Source organism: Kitasatospora sp. NPDC090091 (assembly GCF_044747365.1).
GTDB lineage: Bacteria > Actinomycetota > Actinomycetes > Streptomycetales > Streptomycetaceae > Kitasatospora.
The window spans coordinates 1-15,983 of record NZ_JBIVDY010000015.1 but is presented as its reverse complement, the minus strand read 5'-3'; the positions used below and the strand labels follow the sequence as shown (position 1 = coordinate 15,983).

Genomic DNA, 15,983 nt, shown 5'->3' with positions numbered 1-15,983 from the left:
CACCCCGGGAGGTGCGTCAGCACGCTATTCCCGTGTCACTCGTGCGAGCACATGCCACGATAGCGCCGTCCACCGGGGCAAATCGGTCAGCTTCCCGGGCAGTTGGGCGGTAACGGTGGTTAATCGAATGCTCGAATTCCTCTCTGCACTGAATAATCCGTGTATGGGAGAGACCACGGAACAGCAGGACCAGCAGCCCGGCCGGCCCGCCGCCGGCCCGGTCACCCTCACCACCGAGCGCCTCGTGCTGCGGGCCCCGCAGGAGTCCGACATCGAGGCCGTCCACCGGGCCTGCCAGGACGAGGAGATCCAGCGCTGGACGGTCGTTCCGGTGCCGTACCGGCGCGAGGACGCCGAATTCTTCGTCCACGACCTCGCCGCCGACGGATGGCGCACCGGAAACGCCCTCGTCTGGTGCGTCTTCGAGCGCGAGAGCGGCGCCCTGGTCGGCACCCAGGGCCTGACCCGCAACCCCGGCCGCACCGGCACCGCCGAGATCGGCTGGTGGGCGGCCAAGGAGCACCGCGGCCGCGGGTACACCGTCGAGGCCGCCCGCGCGGTGGCCCGCTACGGCCTCGCCGAGCTGGGCCTGCGCCGCCTGGAGTGGGTGGCCTACGTCGGCAACGAGCCCTCCCGCGCGGTCGCCGAGAAGGTCGGATTCCGCATGGAGGGCACCCTGCGCTCGTACGGCGAGCAGCGCGGCCGGTTCCACGACGCCTGGATCGGCGCGCTGCTCGCCACCGACCTCGCCGACCTCGCCGACCTCACCGACCCTTCCGGCCCGGACGACCGGCGCACCGGGCCGGTCGGCTGAGGCGCCCCGGGCCCGTCGGCCGAGGCACCCCGGGCCCCGGTAGGCCCCGCCGGGTCCCGGGGCCGTCCTCCGGAGCCCCCGTTGTCGTACCCCCGGTCTACGCTCGCCGGTATGACCGCCATGTCCGCCGCTCCGGCCCCCTCCCCCGTCGCGACCCTGAGCGCCGACGAGGCCCGCCGCATCGCCCTGCGCGCCCAGGGCCTGCTCGGCGCACCGGACCGCCGGGGCGGCGTGCGCGCGATGCTGCGGCACCTCGGTTCCGTCCAGCTCGACACCATCTCGGTGCTGGCCCGCTCGCACGAGCTGGTCCCGTACGCGCGGCTCGGCGCGGTCGGCCGACCGGCCGTCGAGGCGGCGTACTGGAGCGCGGGCACCACCTTCGAGTACTGGTCGCACGCGGCCTGCATCCTGCCGGTCGAGGAGTGGCCGCTGTTCGCCTTCCGCCGCCGCCGGTACCGCGAGCGCAACAACGTCTGGGGCCAGCAGGTGGACGAGGCCACCTACCAGGGGGTGCTGGCCCGGCTGCGGGCCGACGGCCCGCTCACCTCCACCGAGCTGGGCGGCGCCAAGAAGACGGCGGACTGGTGGGACTGGTCCGACACCAAGATCGCGGTGGAGCGGGCGCTGGCCTTCGGCGACGTGGTCTGCGCCGAGCGCCGCGGCTGGAAGCGCGTCTACGCCCTGGCCGAACAGGCCGTCCCCGCCGAGCTGTTCCACGCCGAGCCGACCGACGAGGAGTGCCTGCGCACCCTGGTCGCCCAGTCCGGCGCCGCGCTCGGCGTGGCCACCCGGGCCGACCTCCTGGACTACCACCGGCTCCGCCCCGAGCAGGTGGACGCCGTGGTCGCCGACTCCGGGCTCGTCCCGGTGGAGGTCGCCGGCTGGGGCCCGGCCGGCTCCACCGCCGCCGCCTGGGCCGACCCCGCGGCGCTCGCCGCCGCACCGCGCGGCCGCCACCGCACCACGCTGCTCTCGCCTTTCGACTCGCTGATCTGGGACCGCCCGCGCACCGAGCGGATCTTCGGCATGCTGCACAAGCTGGAGGCCTACACGCCCAGGCACAAGCGGGTGCACGGCTACTTCGCGATGCCGCTGCTGGCCGGCGGCCGACTGGTCGGCCGGGTCGATCCGGGCCGCGAGGGACGGACCCTGGTGGCGCGTCAGGTCTCGCTGGACGCCGCGCGGCACGTCGAGGCGCTGGCCACCGCCCTGCGCGAGGCGGCCGCGTGGGTGGGCTGCGACGCGGTGCGGGTCGAGGCCCTGCAGGACGAGTCGCTGCGCCCGGCCCTGGAGAAGCTGCTCGACAGCTAGGTCCTGCCTTGGGCCGGAGACGGCGCACAGAGCTCCGGCCCGACGCGCCGGCGCGGGGCGCCCGCGTCACCCTATTTCGAGGATCTTCTCCCGCATCGCGTAGACCACGGCCTCCATCCGGGAGTGCAGTTGCAGCTTCTCCAGGATGTTGCGCACGTGGTTCTTCACGGTGTTCTCGCTGATGAACAGCTCCTTGGCGATCTCCCGGTTGTTCATCCCGGTGGCCACCAGCTTCAGCACCTCCAGCTCCCGGTCGGTCAGCCGCGGCGCGGGCACCAGCTCCCGGTCGTCGGAGCGGCGCTGGATCATCGACTTGAACTCGGTGAGCAGCTTGGAGGCCATCGACGGGCTGATCTGGGACTGCCCGTCGGCGACGGCACGGATCGCCGTGGCGACCTCGTCGGTGGAGATCTCCTTGAGCAGGTAGCCGGTGGCGCCCGCCTTGATCGCCTCGTAGAGGTCGGCCTCCTCGTCGCTTATCGTCAGCATGATGATCTTGGCGCTGGGCACCACGTCCTTGATCGCGGTGCACGCCTCGATCCCGCTGCGGCGGGGCATCCGGACGTCCATCAGGATGATGTCGGGCAGCAGGTCGGCGGCCTTGAGCACGGCCTCGGCGCCGTCCCCGGCCTCGCCGATGACCTTGATGTCCTCCTCCTCCGCGAGCACGATCTCCAGCCCGCGGCGGAACAGCGCGTGGTCGTCGACCACCAGGACGCGGATCGGCTCCCCCCGGTGCAGGGCGTACTCGGGCTCCCCCCCGGGCCCGGTCGTCACCCCCGCGACAGGCCCCTTGGCGGGCCCCAGCCCGAAGTGATCCCCCATCCGCTCCTCCCCCGTTGCCGGTAGTCGTGCGCCAATCATTCCACGGCCGGGAGGCCCCGCGGTCACCCTCCGGCGCCGATCGCCCCGCATCCGGTGACCCCGGGAGCGCCCCGGAACGCCGGTGACCCCGGCGGCAGCCGCCACCGGGGTCACCTCTCCCACACTGTTCGAACGGTCAGTCCTCGTCGTCGGCCCCGCCGATCGCACCGCCCGCGCCGCCACCCGCCATGGCCGAGCCGTCGGCCTTCAGGTGGATGACGCCGTAGTTGTAGCCGTGCCGCCGGTAGACGACACTCGGCAGACCGCTGTCCTTCTCCACGAAGAGGTAGAAGTCGTGGCCGACCAGCTCCATCTCGTAGAGCGCCTGGTCGAGCGCCATCGGGGCGGCCGGGTGGGTCTTCTCCCGGACCACCAGCGGGCCTTCGCCCTCGACTTCCAGGGATCCCATCATGGTCTTGCGGACGGCCCCGTTGGTCACGCCCTCCGGCTGCGACGTCTCGGGCAGCGCGGCCAGGGCCGCGGTCGCCTCGGCGACGCTGATGGGGGTGCGGCCGTTGCCGCCCTTGTGTACCCGGCGCCGGTCCGCGGACTTGCGCAGCTGCGCGTCGAGCTTCGCCGAGGCCAGGTCGAGCGCCGCGTACGGATCGCCGGCGGCGGCCTCGGCCCGGATCACCGGGCCACGGGTACGGAGAGTGATCTCCACGCGGTCCGACCGGTCGGCCTGCCGCGGGTTGTGTTCCTTGGACACCTCGACATCGAGGCTGATCGCCTTGGTGTCGAACTTCTGGACCTTCTCCAGCTTCTCGGCCACGTGATCCCGGAACCTCTTGGGCACCTCGGTCTTGCGGCCCTTGACGACGATGTCCACGCAGAACTCCGATCCCTCGTGCTGACGCCGATCCGGGTGCTACCGAATCGGGCTGAGACCCAGCTGGACCAGCCAATCCACTGCCGGCCCCCGCTCCACCGCGAACGGCGGAAGCGACTGGCCCTCACCTCACTTCCTCCCCATCAGGGACGGTTGAAACCCCCTGGAGCCTCATCGAACACCTCACAGGGGGTTTTCGCCTCCCCAGGCGGATAAGTGGGTATGACCCGATGCTGTGGCCTGGTCGTCAAGCTGTTGCACCCTGTCTACCCTCCAGCGAGTGAAACATGGGTAAATACCTGGACAACACCCCTCGTACGGCGCATCCTTTGCTCACTCTCCGTGCCTGCAGCCGCCAGGAGCAGCCGTGCCGCCCACCTCCACGACCCCCCGTCCGCAGACCGCCCAGGGCCCGTTCGCCCACGCACTGGCCGGCCTCCTGGACGTCCTGCTGCCGGCCCGCTGCGCCGGCTGCGGCACCGACCGCAGCCAGCTCTGCCCCGTCTGCCGCCGCGCGCTGGCCACCGCCCGGCCCGGGCCCACCGCGCTGCCCTGGGTGCACGCCGCCGCCCCGTATGCCGACCCGGTACGCCAACTGCTGCTCGCCCACAAGGAACGAGGGGCCCTTCGGCTGGCCGGCCCGCTGGGCGACGCGCTCGCCAGGGCCGTGCGCTCCTCGCTCGGGCCGCGTGCCGGGCTCGCGCCGCTGCTGCTGGTCCCGATGCCCTCCGCCCCGGCCGCCGTCCGCGCCCGCGGCCACGACCCGACGCTGCGGCTGGCCGACGCGGCCGCCAGGTCCCTGCGCCGGTCGGGGCTGGACGCCCGTGCGGCGCCCCTGCTGCGGCACACCCGCCCGGTCGCGGACCAGGCCGGACTGTCCGCCGCCGAGCGGCGGCGCAACCTGCACGGCGCGCTCACCGTACTGCCGCGCGCGGCCTGCCGGTTGAAGGGGCGTCAGCCGGTGCTGGTGGACGACCTGGTGACCACCGGCGCCAGCCTGGCCGAGGCCGCGCGGGCCCTGACCGCCGCCAGGCTCGCCCCGAAGGCCGCCGCCACCGTCGCGGCCGCCGTCCCGCGCCCGCGGGCCTCGGCCCGGCTGGACGGCGGGCCCCAGTCCGGGTAGACGGCGGGCCGCAGCCCGGGTACGACCCCGGCCCTCAGCCCGGGTAGACGAAGGCGGACGCCCGGAAGCTCGGGTTGACCTCGCGCCACTGACTGTTGACGAGCCGGTACACCTTGCCGTCCGCGGCCTGCCGCGCCAGCACCGGCTTGACCTCCTGCAGGACGTCCCCGCGTGCCTCGGACGCCGCCGCCGAGGACATCCCCTCACCGCCCTGCAGCGGGGCCTCGCTGTTCTGCGAGCCGTCGGTGCTCATGTAGTGCAGCTGCGGCAGCCGGCCGTTCTCCTTGCCCAGCACCAGCAGCTGGTCCGCCTCCGCCCAGGACACCGAGGCGACCTCGGTGAGCAGCGGCGCGGCCGGGCGCAGCCCGACGACCTGCGCGGTCGGCGCGTCCTTGCTGCCGCCGTGGACCACCAGGCCCAGCCAGAGCGAGCGGGTGCCGCGGACGTCCTTGAGCACCAGGGCGACCCGGACGCCGTCGGAGGAGACCTTGAGGTCCTGCACGGTGTTCCCGTCCAGGCCCTCGACCGGCACGGTGACGGGCTTGTCGCCGCGCACCATCAGCACCCGGCGGTTCTGCGGGTCGCGGTCGACCACCCAGAGGTCGCCGCGGCCGTCCCAGCTGGGCGAGGCGAGGCCGTCCTCGGCCTTGTCCCCGGCGCGGACCGGGGTGGTGAGCAGCGGCTCGGGCATCGTCCGCACGTTGTCCGAGAGCCCGACCGTGTAGAGCTGGTGGCCGTTGGCCGCGATCGCCGCGGCGCGGGCGCCGTCCCGGGCCACCGCGATGGTGCCGAGCGGCTGCTTGCTCGGCTGCGGCTTGCCGAGCGGGCCGCGGACGGTGCTGCCCTCGGCGTCGTGGACCTCCATCAGCACACCGTCCTCGGCGCGCTGGAGGTACTGCTGGCCCGCGGACGGCCCGACCAGCGCGCCGGGGCCGGTGAACGGCACGTCGGTGCGGCTCGCCTGGCAGCCGGCTCCGCGCGGGCCCTTCAGGTCCAGCCGCTCGACCTGCCCCTTGCCCTGGTCGGCGAGGGTGTAGAAGAGCTGGGTGGCCATCCGCCGGCAGAGCATGGTGCTGCCGAGGTCGACGCCGCTGAGCACCACCCGGGCGGTGCGGCTCTCGTCCACGCTCACATGCTCGACGGTGCTGCCGGTCGGGAAGGCGGTCTGGGCCACCGGGGAGAGCCAGTCGGACGGACCGGCCACCAATGCGCGGGCGGCCGAGGTCAGCGGGTCCGTCCGGCGCCGCAGATAGATCGGGTCGGCGATCAGCACCTCCGGGGCGGCGGCCGCGGACGGGTCCTGCTTCGCGTAGAAGAAGCGGTCCACCTGGCGGTAGCTGTTGCGGAAGTTGGTCTCGTTGATGACGACGCCGTCGGGCAGCTCGGATATCCGCCACTCGCCGCCCTTCTCCCGGACGAAGGAGAACGGGAGGGCGACGTCCCGCTGGCCGTCCGCGAACCGGTAGGCGTGTTTGTCGTCCACCTCGGCGACGACCCGGCTGGAGGCCCGGATCGCGAACGACGTGTCGGCGTCGGTCACGGTCTGGCTGGACGGCACCGCGGGGTTCGCCGCGAGCACCTTGATGCCGGCGTCCGGCTTCCAGCGCATCCCCGCCTCGGCGGTGAGGTACTGGCGGGCGGTGTCGTAGCTCTCGTCCGAGGTCAGCGCGTCCAGGAAGCCGGCCAGCAGGTTGGCCGGCTTGGCCCCCTTGGCCGGACCCACCGGAAAGACCCTGACCTGCAGGTTCTTGTCGGCCGTCCCCTGCGAGAGCTCGACCTTGCCGATGCCGCCGGAGTCCGGCATCGCGGCGCAGCCGCTCACCAGCAGGGTGCCCACCACCGCGCCGGCCGCCGCGGCCAGCCGCGGCTCAGTCCTGCTGGTCCTTCGCACGCTGCGACCCCTCCATGTCCGTCCCGCCCGTGCCGACCGCGGCCTCCGCCGCCCCGGGCCCGTCCGCCTCGTCCGGCCCCGCCGTCCGCTGTGCCACCGACGGCCGCCCGGGCGTCGGGTCCACCATGACCTGGGCACCCGTGGCACCGTATCCGGCGCCCGCGGTCCGCACGTCCGAGGGGTCGGAGCGCGGCCCCTCCGGCAGCCGGGGGTTGCCGAGGCCCGGGCCGATGCTCAGCACACCGCCGAGCCCGCTGCCGAAGCCGTTGCCGGAGGCCTCCGGGGTCTCCGGGGTCTCCGGGACGGCGTCCTCCGCGGCGGTCAGCGCGGTGGCGCCGGCCGGGCGGATCGCCCGGCGGTAGGGCGTCCCGTACGTGCCGAGGCCCCGGTTGTTGCGCGAGTCCTCCGGCTCCAGCCGGAACGGCGCGCGGCTGATCTCGCCGCCGCGGGTGCGCGGCAGGGTGAGCCGGAAGTGCGAGCCGCCGCCGGGCTCGCCCCAGGCCTGCAGCCAGCCGCCGTGCAGGTGTGCGTCCTCGACCGCGATGGAGAGGCCGAGCCCGGTGCCGCCGGTGGTCCGCACCCGGGAGGGGTCGGCCCGCCAGAAGCGGTGGAAGACGCGGGAGGCCTCGCCGGGCTTGAGCCCGATGCCGTAGTCGCGCACGCCGACCGCGACCGCGCCGTCGGCCGAGCCCAGCCGGACCACGACGTCACGGCCCTCGCCGTGCTCCAGGGCGTTGACCACCAGGTTGCGCAGGATGCGCTCGATCCGGCGGGAGTCGACCTCGGCCACCACCGGCTCGCCGTCGCCGCGGATCACCACCGCACTGCCCTTGGCCTGGGCCAGCGGATCGGCGGCCTCGATCACCCGGCCGACGATGTCGCGCAGGTCCACCGGCTCGGCGTCCAGGATCGCGGCGCCGGCGTCGAAGCGGCTGATCTCCAGCAGGTCGGCGAGCAGCGACTCGAAGCGGTCCAGCTGGCCCTGGAGCAGCTCGGCCGAGCGGGCCGCCATCGGGTCGAGGTCCTCGCGGCTGTCGTAGATCAGGTCCGCGGCCATCCGCACCGTGGTCAGCGGGGTGCGCAGCTCGTGCGAGACGTCGGAGACGAAGCGCCGCTGCACCCGGGAGAGCTCCTCCAGCTGGCGGATCTGCGCCTGCAGCGCGTTGCCCATCCGGTTGAAGGACTCCCCGAGGCGGGCGATGTCGTCCGTCCCGGTGACCTTCATCCGCTCTTCCAGGTGCCCGGCGGCCAGCCGCTCGGAGATCCCGGCGGCCATCCGGACCGGGGTGACCACCTGGCGCACCACCAGCCAGGCGATGCCGCCCATCATGATCACCACGAAGACGCCGGCGGTGGCCAGCGTCCCGGTGACCAGGCCGAGGGTGTTGGTCTCCTGGCCGAAGGAGAAGACGTAGTACAGCTGGTACGGCTCATTGGTCGGGCCGGAGAACTGCGTGCCGATGGCGAGGCCGGGCTCGGTCCGCCCGCCGCTCTCGGTGCCGCGGTGGATCACGGTCGGCTGGTCGAAGATCCCGGTCTCGGAGGAGACCTTCGCCCGCAGGCTCTCCGGGATGCTGTTCGGCAGGATGTCGCCGGAGTAGCGCGGCCCGAGGCCGGTCTGCTCGGGCGTGACCGTCTGGCCGCTGCCGGGCAGCGTGGCGATCACCGAGTAGACGCCCTGCCCGCCGGCGGCGAGGTCGCCGACCTGCTTCAGCAGCCAGGTGCCGATCTCCTCGGTGGACGGGTCCGCGGTCGCGCCCACCTTGAGGCGCAGGTCCTTCGCCTCGTCGATCTTCTTCAGCTCGGTCAGGAACCCGGACTTGGCCTGGTTGCGCGCCGAGTCCTTCTTGGTGTCCAGCAGGCCGTTGCGGACCTGGGCCACCACGACCACGCCCAGGACCAGCACGACCACGACGGAGAGCAGCAGCGTGGCCGCGACCACCCGCAGCTGGATCGAGCGGCGGTACAGGGCCACCACCCGCTGGACCGGCCAGCGCAGCTGACGGGCGGCCATCGCGAACAGGGAACGCGGCCCGCGCCGGCGGCGGCTGCGCGTGGTCGAACTCAGCACGTCCCCGCGCACGGCGGCGCCCCCGCCGGTCGCGGTACCCGACGGGGTCTCGTCAGCCCGGTACATCACGTCAGCTGGGCCCGGCCTTGTAGCCGACGCCGCGGACGGTCACCACGATCTCGGGGCGCTCCGGGTCCTTCTCGATCTTCGAGCGGAGGCGCTGGACGTGCACGTTGACCAGGCGGGTGTCCGCCGCGTGGCGGTAGCCCCAGACCTGCTCCAGCAGCACCTCGCGGGTGAACACCTGCCAGGGCTTGCGGGCCAGCGCGACCAACAGGTCGAACTCCAGCGGGGTCAGCGGGATGCCCCGGCCGTCCCGCTTCACCGAGTGGCCGGCCACGTCGATCACCAGATCGCCGATGGTCAGCTGCTCGGGCGTCGGCTCCTCGGCACGGCGCAGCCGCGCGCGCACCCGGGCCACCAGCTCCTTGGGCTTGAACGGCTTGGTGACGTAGTCGTCGGCACCGGATTCCAGGCCGACCACGACGTCCACGGTGTCCGTCTTGGCGGTCAGCATGACGATCGGGATGCCCGACTCCGCCCGGATCTGGCGGCAGACGTCGATGCCGTCCCGACCGGGCAGCATGAGGTCCAGCAGCACCAGATCGGGCTTGGTCTCCCGGAACGCGGCTAGTGCCTTGTCCCCATCCGCGACGAAAAACGGCTCAAAACCCTCACCACGCAGCACGATGCCGAGCATCTCGGCCAGTGCGGAGTCGTCATCAACGACGAGGACGCGTCCCTTCATGCGTCCATCTTCTCATTACCGGATTGTGACCTGCCGCACAGCAGTCCCATTGCTCCAGAACGGCCAACAAGCCACCCGGCGAATTCCGGCCATACCGGGCGAATGACCACCGCCCGCCGCCGCCCGGCCGCCCGGGAGCCACCCCGCGGCCACCCCGCGCGCCCCCGTTGCCGTACAGCAACCGGATACCCCTGGGGCCCGTCCGAGCACCATGGCACGATGGGCGCTGCGCGCGGATGAAGATCCACCCGGCGCCGCGAACCTGAAGCCCTCCGAGGAGCAGTGATGACCGACACTCCGGGCTGGGCCTCGCCCAGCTCGTCCGAGCCGCCCCGCGACGAGCCCCGGCCCCCGGCCGACACGCCCGCCGCCGTGCCCGGGCAGTCGGTACCACCGCAGGGCGTGCCCGCCCCGCCGCCCGCCTGGGGCGCCGGCCACGGCGGCCCGCAGCCCGGCCCCGGCGGGCAGCTCCCCTACGGCCTGCCCGGCCCGTACGGCTGGGGCGTCCCGGCCAGCCCCAAGCCCGGCGTCATCCCGCTGCGCCCGCTCGGCCTCGGCGAGCTCCTCGACGGAGCCGTCTCCACCATCCGCAAGCACTGGCGCACCACGCTCGGCCTCTCGCTCGGCGTCGCCGTGGTCCACCAGGCCGCCGTCACCGGCACCCAGTTCGCCGTGAACGGCGACACCGGCGACCTCACCCCGATCCTGGGCGCGCTGGTCAGCCTGCCGCTGACGATGCTGCTCGGCGTCGTCGCCACCGCCCTGCTGACCATGGTCGTCAGCCGCGCCATCCTCGGGCAGAACGCCACCGTCCGGGACGCCTGGCGCGACGCCCGCCCCCGGATGCTCCAGCTCACCGGCCTGACCCTGCTGACCGGTCTGATCGGCGCCGGCGTCGTCCTGCTGGGCTTCACCCCGCTGATCGGCTACCTGCTCTCCGGGGCGCACGAGCCCGTGATCGCGGCGCTGCTCGTCGTGGTCGGACTGCTCAGCCTCCCGGTCGCCCTCTGGCTCTGGATCCAGCTCAGCCTGGCCGCGCCTGCGCTGATGCTGGAGAAGCAGGGCATCCTGACCGCCCTCTCCCGCTCCCGGCGCCTGGTCCGCGGCTCCTGGTGGCGGCTGTTCGGCATCAACCTGCTCAGCCAGCTGATGGCCGCCATCGTCGCCGGGATGATCAGCGTGCCGTTCACCGTCGTCGGCCTCGTGCTCGGCTTCGACGACCTGGCCGGCCAGGTCGACAACGGCGACGCCGCCACGCTGCCCGCCGCGATGCTGATCACCACCGCCGTCGCCGGCGTCATCTCCGCCACGATCACCATCCCGTTCACCGCCGCCATCGGCGTGCTCCTCTACGTCGACCAGCGGATCCGGCGTGAGGCGCTGGACATCGAGCTGGCCCGCGCCGCCGGCCTGTCCGAGTACGGCGCCACCGGCTGGAGCGGCCAGAGCGACCCCAGCGCGGCGAGGCTCTGAACCGGATGCCGAACTGGGGGGACGTTCCGCGGGCGGCCGGCGGTGCGCCGATCACCGTGCCTCGCGACCCGGCCCGCGAGGCCGCCCGCGACGAGCTGCTCAAGGCGGACTACCACCGCCACGACCCGAGCCTCCAGGAGCGGGTCTACGACTGGATCATGGACCGGATCAACGACGCGCTGGACGCCATCGCCGGCGACGGCACCAGCGGGACCACCGGGCTGGTCGTCTTCCTGGTGGTCGCCGTCCTGATCGGCGTCGGCCTCTGGTGGCGATTCGGCGCCCCCCGCCGGGCCGCCCGCACCATCCTCGACGTCTTCGGCACCGCCGGACCGCGTACCGCCGCCCAGTACCGGGCCGACGCCGAGCGGCACGCCGCCGCCGGCGAGTGGGCCGAGGCCGTCCGCGAGCAGATGCGCGCCCTGGTCCGGGCTCTGGAGGAGCGCACCCTGCTCGACACCCGCCCCGGCCGCACCGCCGACGAGGCCGCCGCCGAAGCCGGCCGCTCGCTGCCCGAGCACGCCGCCGCCCTCACCGCGGCCGCCCGCACCTTCGACGACATCGCCTACGGCGACCGCACCGCCGACCAGGCCGCCTACCAGCTGCTCCGCGACCTCGACCGGGCCCTCGAACGCGCCCGTCCGGCCCTCGCCGCGGCACCGGGAGGAGCGGCATGACCACCACCACCCCCGGACCGGCCCTCCCGCCGCAGCCCGCCGCGGCCGCTTCCCCCGCCGACCAGGCCGCACCGGCCGGCCCGGCCGGCCCGCCGCCGCAGGCGCCCGGCAGCGCCACCAGCCTGGCGCCCACCAGCCGCAGCCTCTGGCGCCGCTCCCGCTGGTACCTGCTCAGCGCCGCGCTGCTCCTGCTCGCTGCCACCGTGCTGGCCGGCCTGAACCAGGACCGCCGCTACCCCCGGCTCGACCCGCGCTCCTACGACGCCACCGGCACCCACGCCGTGGTCGCCCTGCTCCAGCGCGAAGGCCTCAAGGTCGACATCGCCGAGGACCTCACCGGGCGCCCCGCCGGCAACGACACCCTCGTCATCCCCGAGCCCGACCTGCTCACCCCCGAGCAGCTGCGCGCCCTCGCCGCCGCCAAGCACACCCGCCTGGTCCTGCTCTCCCCCGGCCCGGCCGCGCTCAGCGCCCTGGCGCCCGGCATCCGCCCCTCCGACGAGGGCGGCGGCGCCCCCTACGCGGCCGTCCGCAGCACCGCCGCCCAGTGCTCGCTCCCCGAGGCCGTCCGGGCCGGCACCGCCCACCTCGGCGGCCTGCTCTACACCGCCGGCAGCCGCGGCGAGGGCTGCTACCCGCGCGGCCACGGCTACCCGCTGGTCACCCTCCGGACCGGCAAGGACGCCGAGGTCGTCGTCCTCGGCAGCGGCGACTTCCTCACCAACGAGCTCGTCAAGAAGGACGGCAACGCCTCGCTCGCGCTCGGCCTGCTCGGCTCCCGGCCCAACGTCACCTGGCAGCTGCCCGACTACGGCGCCCTGCTCGCCGAGGGCGGGCACCGGAAGGAGCTCGGCGACTTCGTCCCCGACGGCTGGCGCTGGGGCGGCTACCAGCTCGCCGTCGCCGTCCTGCTCGCCGCCCTCTGGCGCGCCCGCCGGCTCGGCCCCGTCATCAGCGAGAACCTCCCGGTCGTGGTCCGCGCGGCCGAGACCACCGAGGGCCGCGCCCGCCTCTACCGCCGGGCCAAGGCCCGCGGCCGCGCCGCCGACGCCCTTCGCCGCGCCGCCGCGCACCGCCTCGCCCCCGCCCTGGGCGTCCCGCTCGACGCCGGGGTCCCCGACCCCACTGCGCTCTGCGCGGCCGTCCTCGACCGCCTCCCCGACCGCCCCGCCGGCGACGTCCAGGCGGTCCTGTACGGCCCGCCCCCGACCGACGACGCCGCCCTGCTGCGGCTCGCCGACGACCTCGACGCCCTCGAAAGGCAGGTACGGAAGCCGTGACCGAACAGGCCACCGCCCAGCTCCGCATCACCCCCGGCACGGCGCCCGCCACCCCCGGCACCACCAGTGACCCGCGTCAGGCGCTCACCGCCCTGCGCGCCGAGATCGCCAAGGCCGTGGTCGGCCAGGACGCCGCCGTCACCGGCCTCGTCGTCGCCCTGCTCTGCGGCGGCCACGTGCTGCTCGAAGGCGTCCCCGGCGTGGCGAAGACCCTGCTGATCCGCACCCTCTCCACCGCGCTCAGCCTGGAGACCAAGCGCATCCAGTTCACCCCCGACCTGATGCCCGGCGACGTCACCGGCTCGCTCGTCTACGACGCCCGCACCGCCGAGTTCTCCTTCCAGCCCGGCCCGGTCTTCACCAACCTGCTGCTCGCCGACGAGATCAACCGCACCCCTCCGAAGACCCAGGCCGCCCTGCTGGAGGCCATGGAGGAGCGCCAGGTCACCGTCGACGGCGAGCCGCGCGCGCTGCCCGTCCCGTTCCTCGTCGCCGCGACGCAGAACCCGGTCGAGTACGAGGGCACCTACCCGCTGCCCGAGGCCCAGCTCGACCGCTTCCTGCTGAAGCTGATCCTGCCGCTGCCCGACCGCGACCAGGAGTTCCAGGTCCTCGCCCGGCACGCCGCCGGCTTCGACCCGCGCGACCTCGGCGCCGCCGGCGTCCGCCCGGTCGCCGGCCCCGAGCACATCGCCGCCGCCCGCGAGCAGATCGCCAAGCTCACCGTCTCGCCCGAGGTCCTCGCCTACATCGTCGACCTCTGCCGGGCCACCCGGCAGTCCCCCTCGCTCTCCATCGGCGTCTCCCCGCGCGGCGCCACCGCGCTCCTGGGCGCCTCCCGCGCCTGGGCCTGGCTGGCCGGCCGCGACTACGTCAGCCCCGACGACGTCAAGGCGCTCGCCCTGCCCACCCTGCGCCACCGCGTCGCGCTGCGCGCCGAGGCGGAGATGGAGGGCGTCACCGCCGACTCCGTCATCCAGGCCGTCCTCGCCCAGACGCCCGCCCCGCGCTGAGCCGCACAGTCCCGTGGGGCGGGCGTGCGACGCCCGCCCCGGTTCTGACGACTCTCCTACCTGACGCCCCCTCCTGACGACCCCTCCTGACGACCCCGCTTCGACGAAGGAGCGCAACGCATGGCCCTCACCGGGCGTACCGCCCTCCTCGCCGCACTCGGCGCGCTCGTCGTGGGCCTGCTCCTGCCGTCCGCGGCCGGCCTCGCCGCCGTCACCGGCACCGTCCTGCTCGCCGTCGTCGTCGATCTGGTGCTCGCCGCCCCGGTCCGCAGCCTCCGGCTCGCCCGCGGTGGCGACACCAACGTCCGCCTCGGTGAGCCCGCGTCGGTCGAACTGACCGTCACCAACCCCTCCGGCCGCCCGCTCCGCGCCCGCATCCGCGACGCCTGGGCCCCGTCCGCCTGGCGGCCCGGCACCGAGCTCGCCGCTTCCCGGCACAGCCTGCGCATCCCCGGCCACGAGCGACGCCGCGTCACCACCGTCCTCACCCCGACCCGGCGCGGCGATCACCACGCCCACAAGGTGACGGTCCGTTCCCTCGGCCCCCTCGGTCTGGCCGGCCGTCAGGGCTCGCACCTCGTCCCCTGGACGGTCCGTGCCCTGCCCCCGTTCAACAGCCGCAAGCACCTGCCCTCCCGGCTCGCCCGGCTCCGCGAACTCGACGGCCGCACCTCCGTCCTGACCCGTGGCCAGGGCACCGAGTTCGACTCCCTGCGCGAGTACCTCGCCGGCGACGACGTCCGCTCCATCGACTGGCGCGCCAGCGCCCGCCGGCACACCGTCGCGGTCCGCACCTGGCGGCCCGAGCGCGACCGCCACATCCTGATCGTCCTCGACACCGGCCGCACCTCCGCCGGGCGGGTCGGCGACGCCCCGCGCCTCGACGCCTCGCTCGACGCCGCACTGCTGCTCACCGCGCTCGCCACCAAGGCGGGCGACCGGGTCGACCTGCTCGCCCACGACCTGCGCAAGCGCGTCTCCGTGGCCGGGCGGTCCCCCAGCGAGATCCTGCCGGCCTTCACCAGCGCGATGGCCGTCATGGAACCCGCCCTCTACGAGACGGACATGCGGTCGATGGTCGCCACCGCGCTGAAGATGGCACCGCACCGCTCACTGATCGTCCTGCTCACGGGCCTCGACGCGGCTCCCGTGGAGGACGGCCTGCTCCCCCTGCTGCCGATGCTCACCAAGCGACACGAGGTCGTCCTCGCCTCCGTCTCCGACCCCCGCCTGGACGAGCTGGCCGCCGGCCGCGGCACCGTCGAGGCCGTGTACGGCGCGGCCGCCGCCGAGCAGACCCGCGCCGACCGCCGCCGCACGGCCGACCGCCTCACCCGCCAGGGCATCACCGTCCTCGACGCCCCGCCCGCCTCGGTGGCCCCGGCCCTCGCCGACGCCTACCTCGCCCTCAAGGCCGCCGGCCGCCTCTGACCGGCGGCCCTCCACAGACACGCCAGAGCCCCGCTGCGCAGTGCAGCGGGGCTCTTCTGTACGCCGGCCTGCTGAGGCCGGGCGTGGGGGAGGACGGTGGTGTGTTGCCCGCGGGTGGTCGGGATCTCTTCTCACGTGCCCTCTGGATCCCTTCGGGAGGCCGTCAGGAGCTCGGCTCCGGCTCTTCAGAGGCGGCCTCTCAGGCTCTCAGCGGCCGGTCGGCGGGGGTCCCTGCAAGGCGCCCCGGAGCGACCGGCGGGACCGGCCTCTCAAGGATTGGGCCTCTGCGGTGCCAGAGCCTGAAGGCCTGGAAGAGGGCCAGTCCCTCGTGCATTCCCTGGCACCTGGACAGTCCCCGGAAATGCAAAGAACCCCCGATCCGGAATGGATCGGGGGTTCTTCGGAATGATTGTTCGGCGGCGTCCTACTCTCCCACAGGGTCCCCCCTGCAGTACCAT

Annotated in this window: 13 protein-coding genes; 8 read left to right on the top strand and 5 right to left on the bottom strand. The window is 74.2% G+C overall.

The window, feature by feature from the left end:
- Nucleotides 1-163: 163 nt before the first annotated feature.
- Both ACIPSC_RS25155 and ACIPSC_RS25150 read left to right on the top strand, forming a co-directional pair.
- A complete protein-coding gene (locus ACIPSC_RS25155) occupies nucleotides 164-814 on the top strand; it encodes a GNAT family N-acetyltransferase (protein ID WP_400828325.1) in 651 nt (216 codons plus the stop codon).
- A 111-nt stretch (nucleotides 815-925) separates the two neighbouring features.
- Entirely contained in the window at nucleotides 926-2,125 is a 1,200-nt protein-coding gene (locus ACIPSC_RS25150; protein WP_400828324.1) for a winged helix-turn-helix domain-containing protein, read from the top strand.
- A gap of 66 nt (nucleotides 2,126-2,191) precedes the next feature.
- Here the strand turns inward: ACIPSC_RS25150 and ACIPSC_RS25145 are convergent, their stop codons facing one another.
- Nucleotides 2,192-2,950 (bottom strand): response regulator transcription factor, encoded by a 759-nt coding sequence (locus ACIPSC_RS25145; RefSeq protein WP_238862835.1) that lies wholly within the window; start codon nucleotides 2,948-2,950, stop codon nucleotides 2,192-2,194.
- 175 nt (nucleotides 2,951-3,125) lie between these two features.
- Nucleotides 3,126-3,818: a ribosome hibernation-promoting factor, HPF/YfiA family gene (gene hpf / locus ACIPSC_RS25140; protein ID WP_400828323.1), complete on the bottom strand. Its 693-nt coding sequence runs from the start codon at nucleotides 3,816-3,818 to the stop codon at nucleotides 3,126-3,128.
- A 367-nt stretch (nucleotides 3,819-4,185) separates the two neighbouring features.
- Here hpf and ACIPSC_RS25135 point away from each other — a divergent pair, with 367 nt between their 5' ends.
- Nucleotides 4,186-4,941: a ComF family protein gene (locus tag ACIPSC_RS25135; protein WP_400828322.1), complete on the top strand. Its 756-nt coding sequence runs from the start codon at nucleotides 4,186-4,188 to the stop codon at nucleotides 4,939-4,941.
- A gap of 34 nt (nucleotides 4,942-4,975) precedes the next feature.
- Here ACIPSC_RS25135 and ACIPSC_RS25130 read toward each other — a convergent pair whose 3' ends face one another.
- The 3 genes from ACIPSC_RS25130 to mtrA form a co-directional block, all read right to left on the bottom strand.
- On the bottom strand, nucleotides 4,976-6,832 hold the full coding sequence (locus ACIPSC_RS25130) for an LpqB family beta-propeller domain-containing protein (RefSeq protein ID WP_400828321.1): 1,857 nt from the start codon (nucleotides 6,830-6,832) through the stop codon (nucleotides 4,976-4,978).
- A complete protein-coding gene (gene mtrB, locus ACIPSC_RS25125; protein WP_400828320.1) occupies nucleotides 6,810-8,846 on the bottom strand; it encodes an MtrAB system histidine kinase MtrB in 2,037 nt (678 codons plus the stop codon). The genes ACIPSC_RS25130 and mtrB overlap by 23 nt, the downstream gene beginning before the upstream one ends.
- 127 nt (nucleotides 8,847-8,973) lie before the next feature.
- Nucleotides 8,974-9,651 (bottom strand): MtrAB system response regulator MtrA, encoded by a 678-nt coding sequence (mtrA, locus tag ACIPSC_RS25120; protein WP_030061806.1) that lies wholly within the window; start codon nucleotides 9,649-9,651, stop codon nucleotides 8,974-8,976.
- Nucleotides 9,652-9,936: 285 nt separating this feature from the next.
- Between mtrA and ACIPSC_RS25115 the strand changes: the two genes are divergently transcribed.
- The 5 genes from ACIPSC_RS25115 (at nucleotide 9,937) to ACIPSC_RS25095 (ending at nucleotide 15,525) form a co-directional block, all read left to right on the top strand.
- Nucleotides 9,937-11,124, top strand: a complete 1,188-nt coding sequence (locus tag ACIPSC_RS25115; RefSeq protein ID WP_400828319.1) for a hypothetical protein — start codon at nucleotides 9,937-9,939, stop codon at nucleotides 11,122-11,124.
- Nucleotides 11,125-11,129: 5 nt separating this feature from the next.
- Nucleotides 11,130-11,801 carry a DUF4129 domain-containing protein gene (locus ACIPSC_RS25110; protein WP_400828318.1) on the top strand — a complete coding sequence of 224 codons (672 nt, stop codon included), beginning with the start codon at nucleotides 11,130-11,132 and terminating at the stop codon, nucleotides 11,799-11,801.
- The gene (locus tag ACIPSC_RS25105; RefSeq protein ID WP_400828317.1) at nucleotides 11,798-13,081 is read left to right on the top strand and encodes a DUF4350 domain-containing protein; all 1,284 of its coding nucleotides are present in this window, start codon (nucleotides 11,798-11,800) and stop codon (nucleotides 13,079-13,081) included. The genes ACIPSC_RS25110 and ACIPSC_RS25105 overlap by 4 nt, the downstream gene beginning before the upstream one ends.
- A gap of 26 nt (nucleotides 13,082-13,107) precedes the next feature.
- Nucleotides 13,108-14,094, top strand: coding sequence for an AAA family ATPase (locus ACIPSC_RS25100; RefSeq protein ID WP_400828479.1), 987 nt, complete (start codon nucleotides 13,108-13,110; stop codon nucleotides 14,092-14,094).
- A 120-nt stretch (nucleotides 14,095-14,214) separates the two neighbouring features.
- Nucleotides 14,215-15,525 (top strand): DUF58 domain-containing protein, encoded by a 1,311-nt coding sequence (locus ACIPSC_RS25095; protein ID WP_400828316.1) that lies wholly within the window; start codon nucleotides 14,215-14,217, stop codon nucleotides 15,523-15,525.
- The last annotated feature ends 458 nt before the right edge of the window (nucleotides 15,526-15,983 follow it).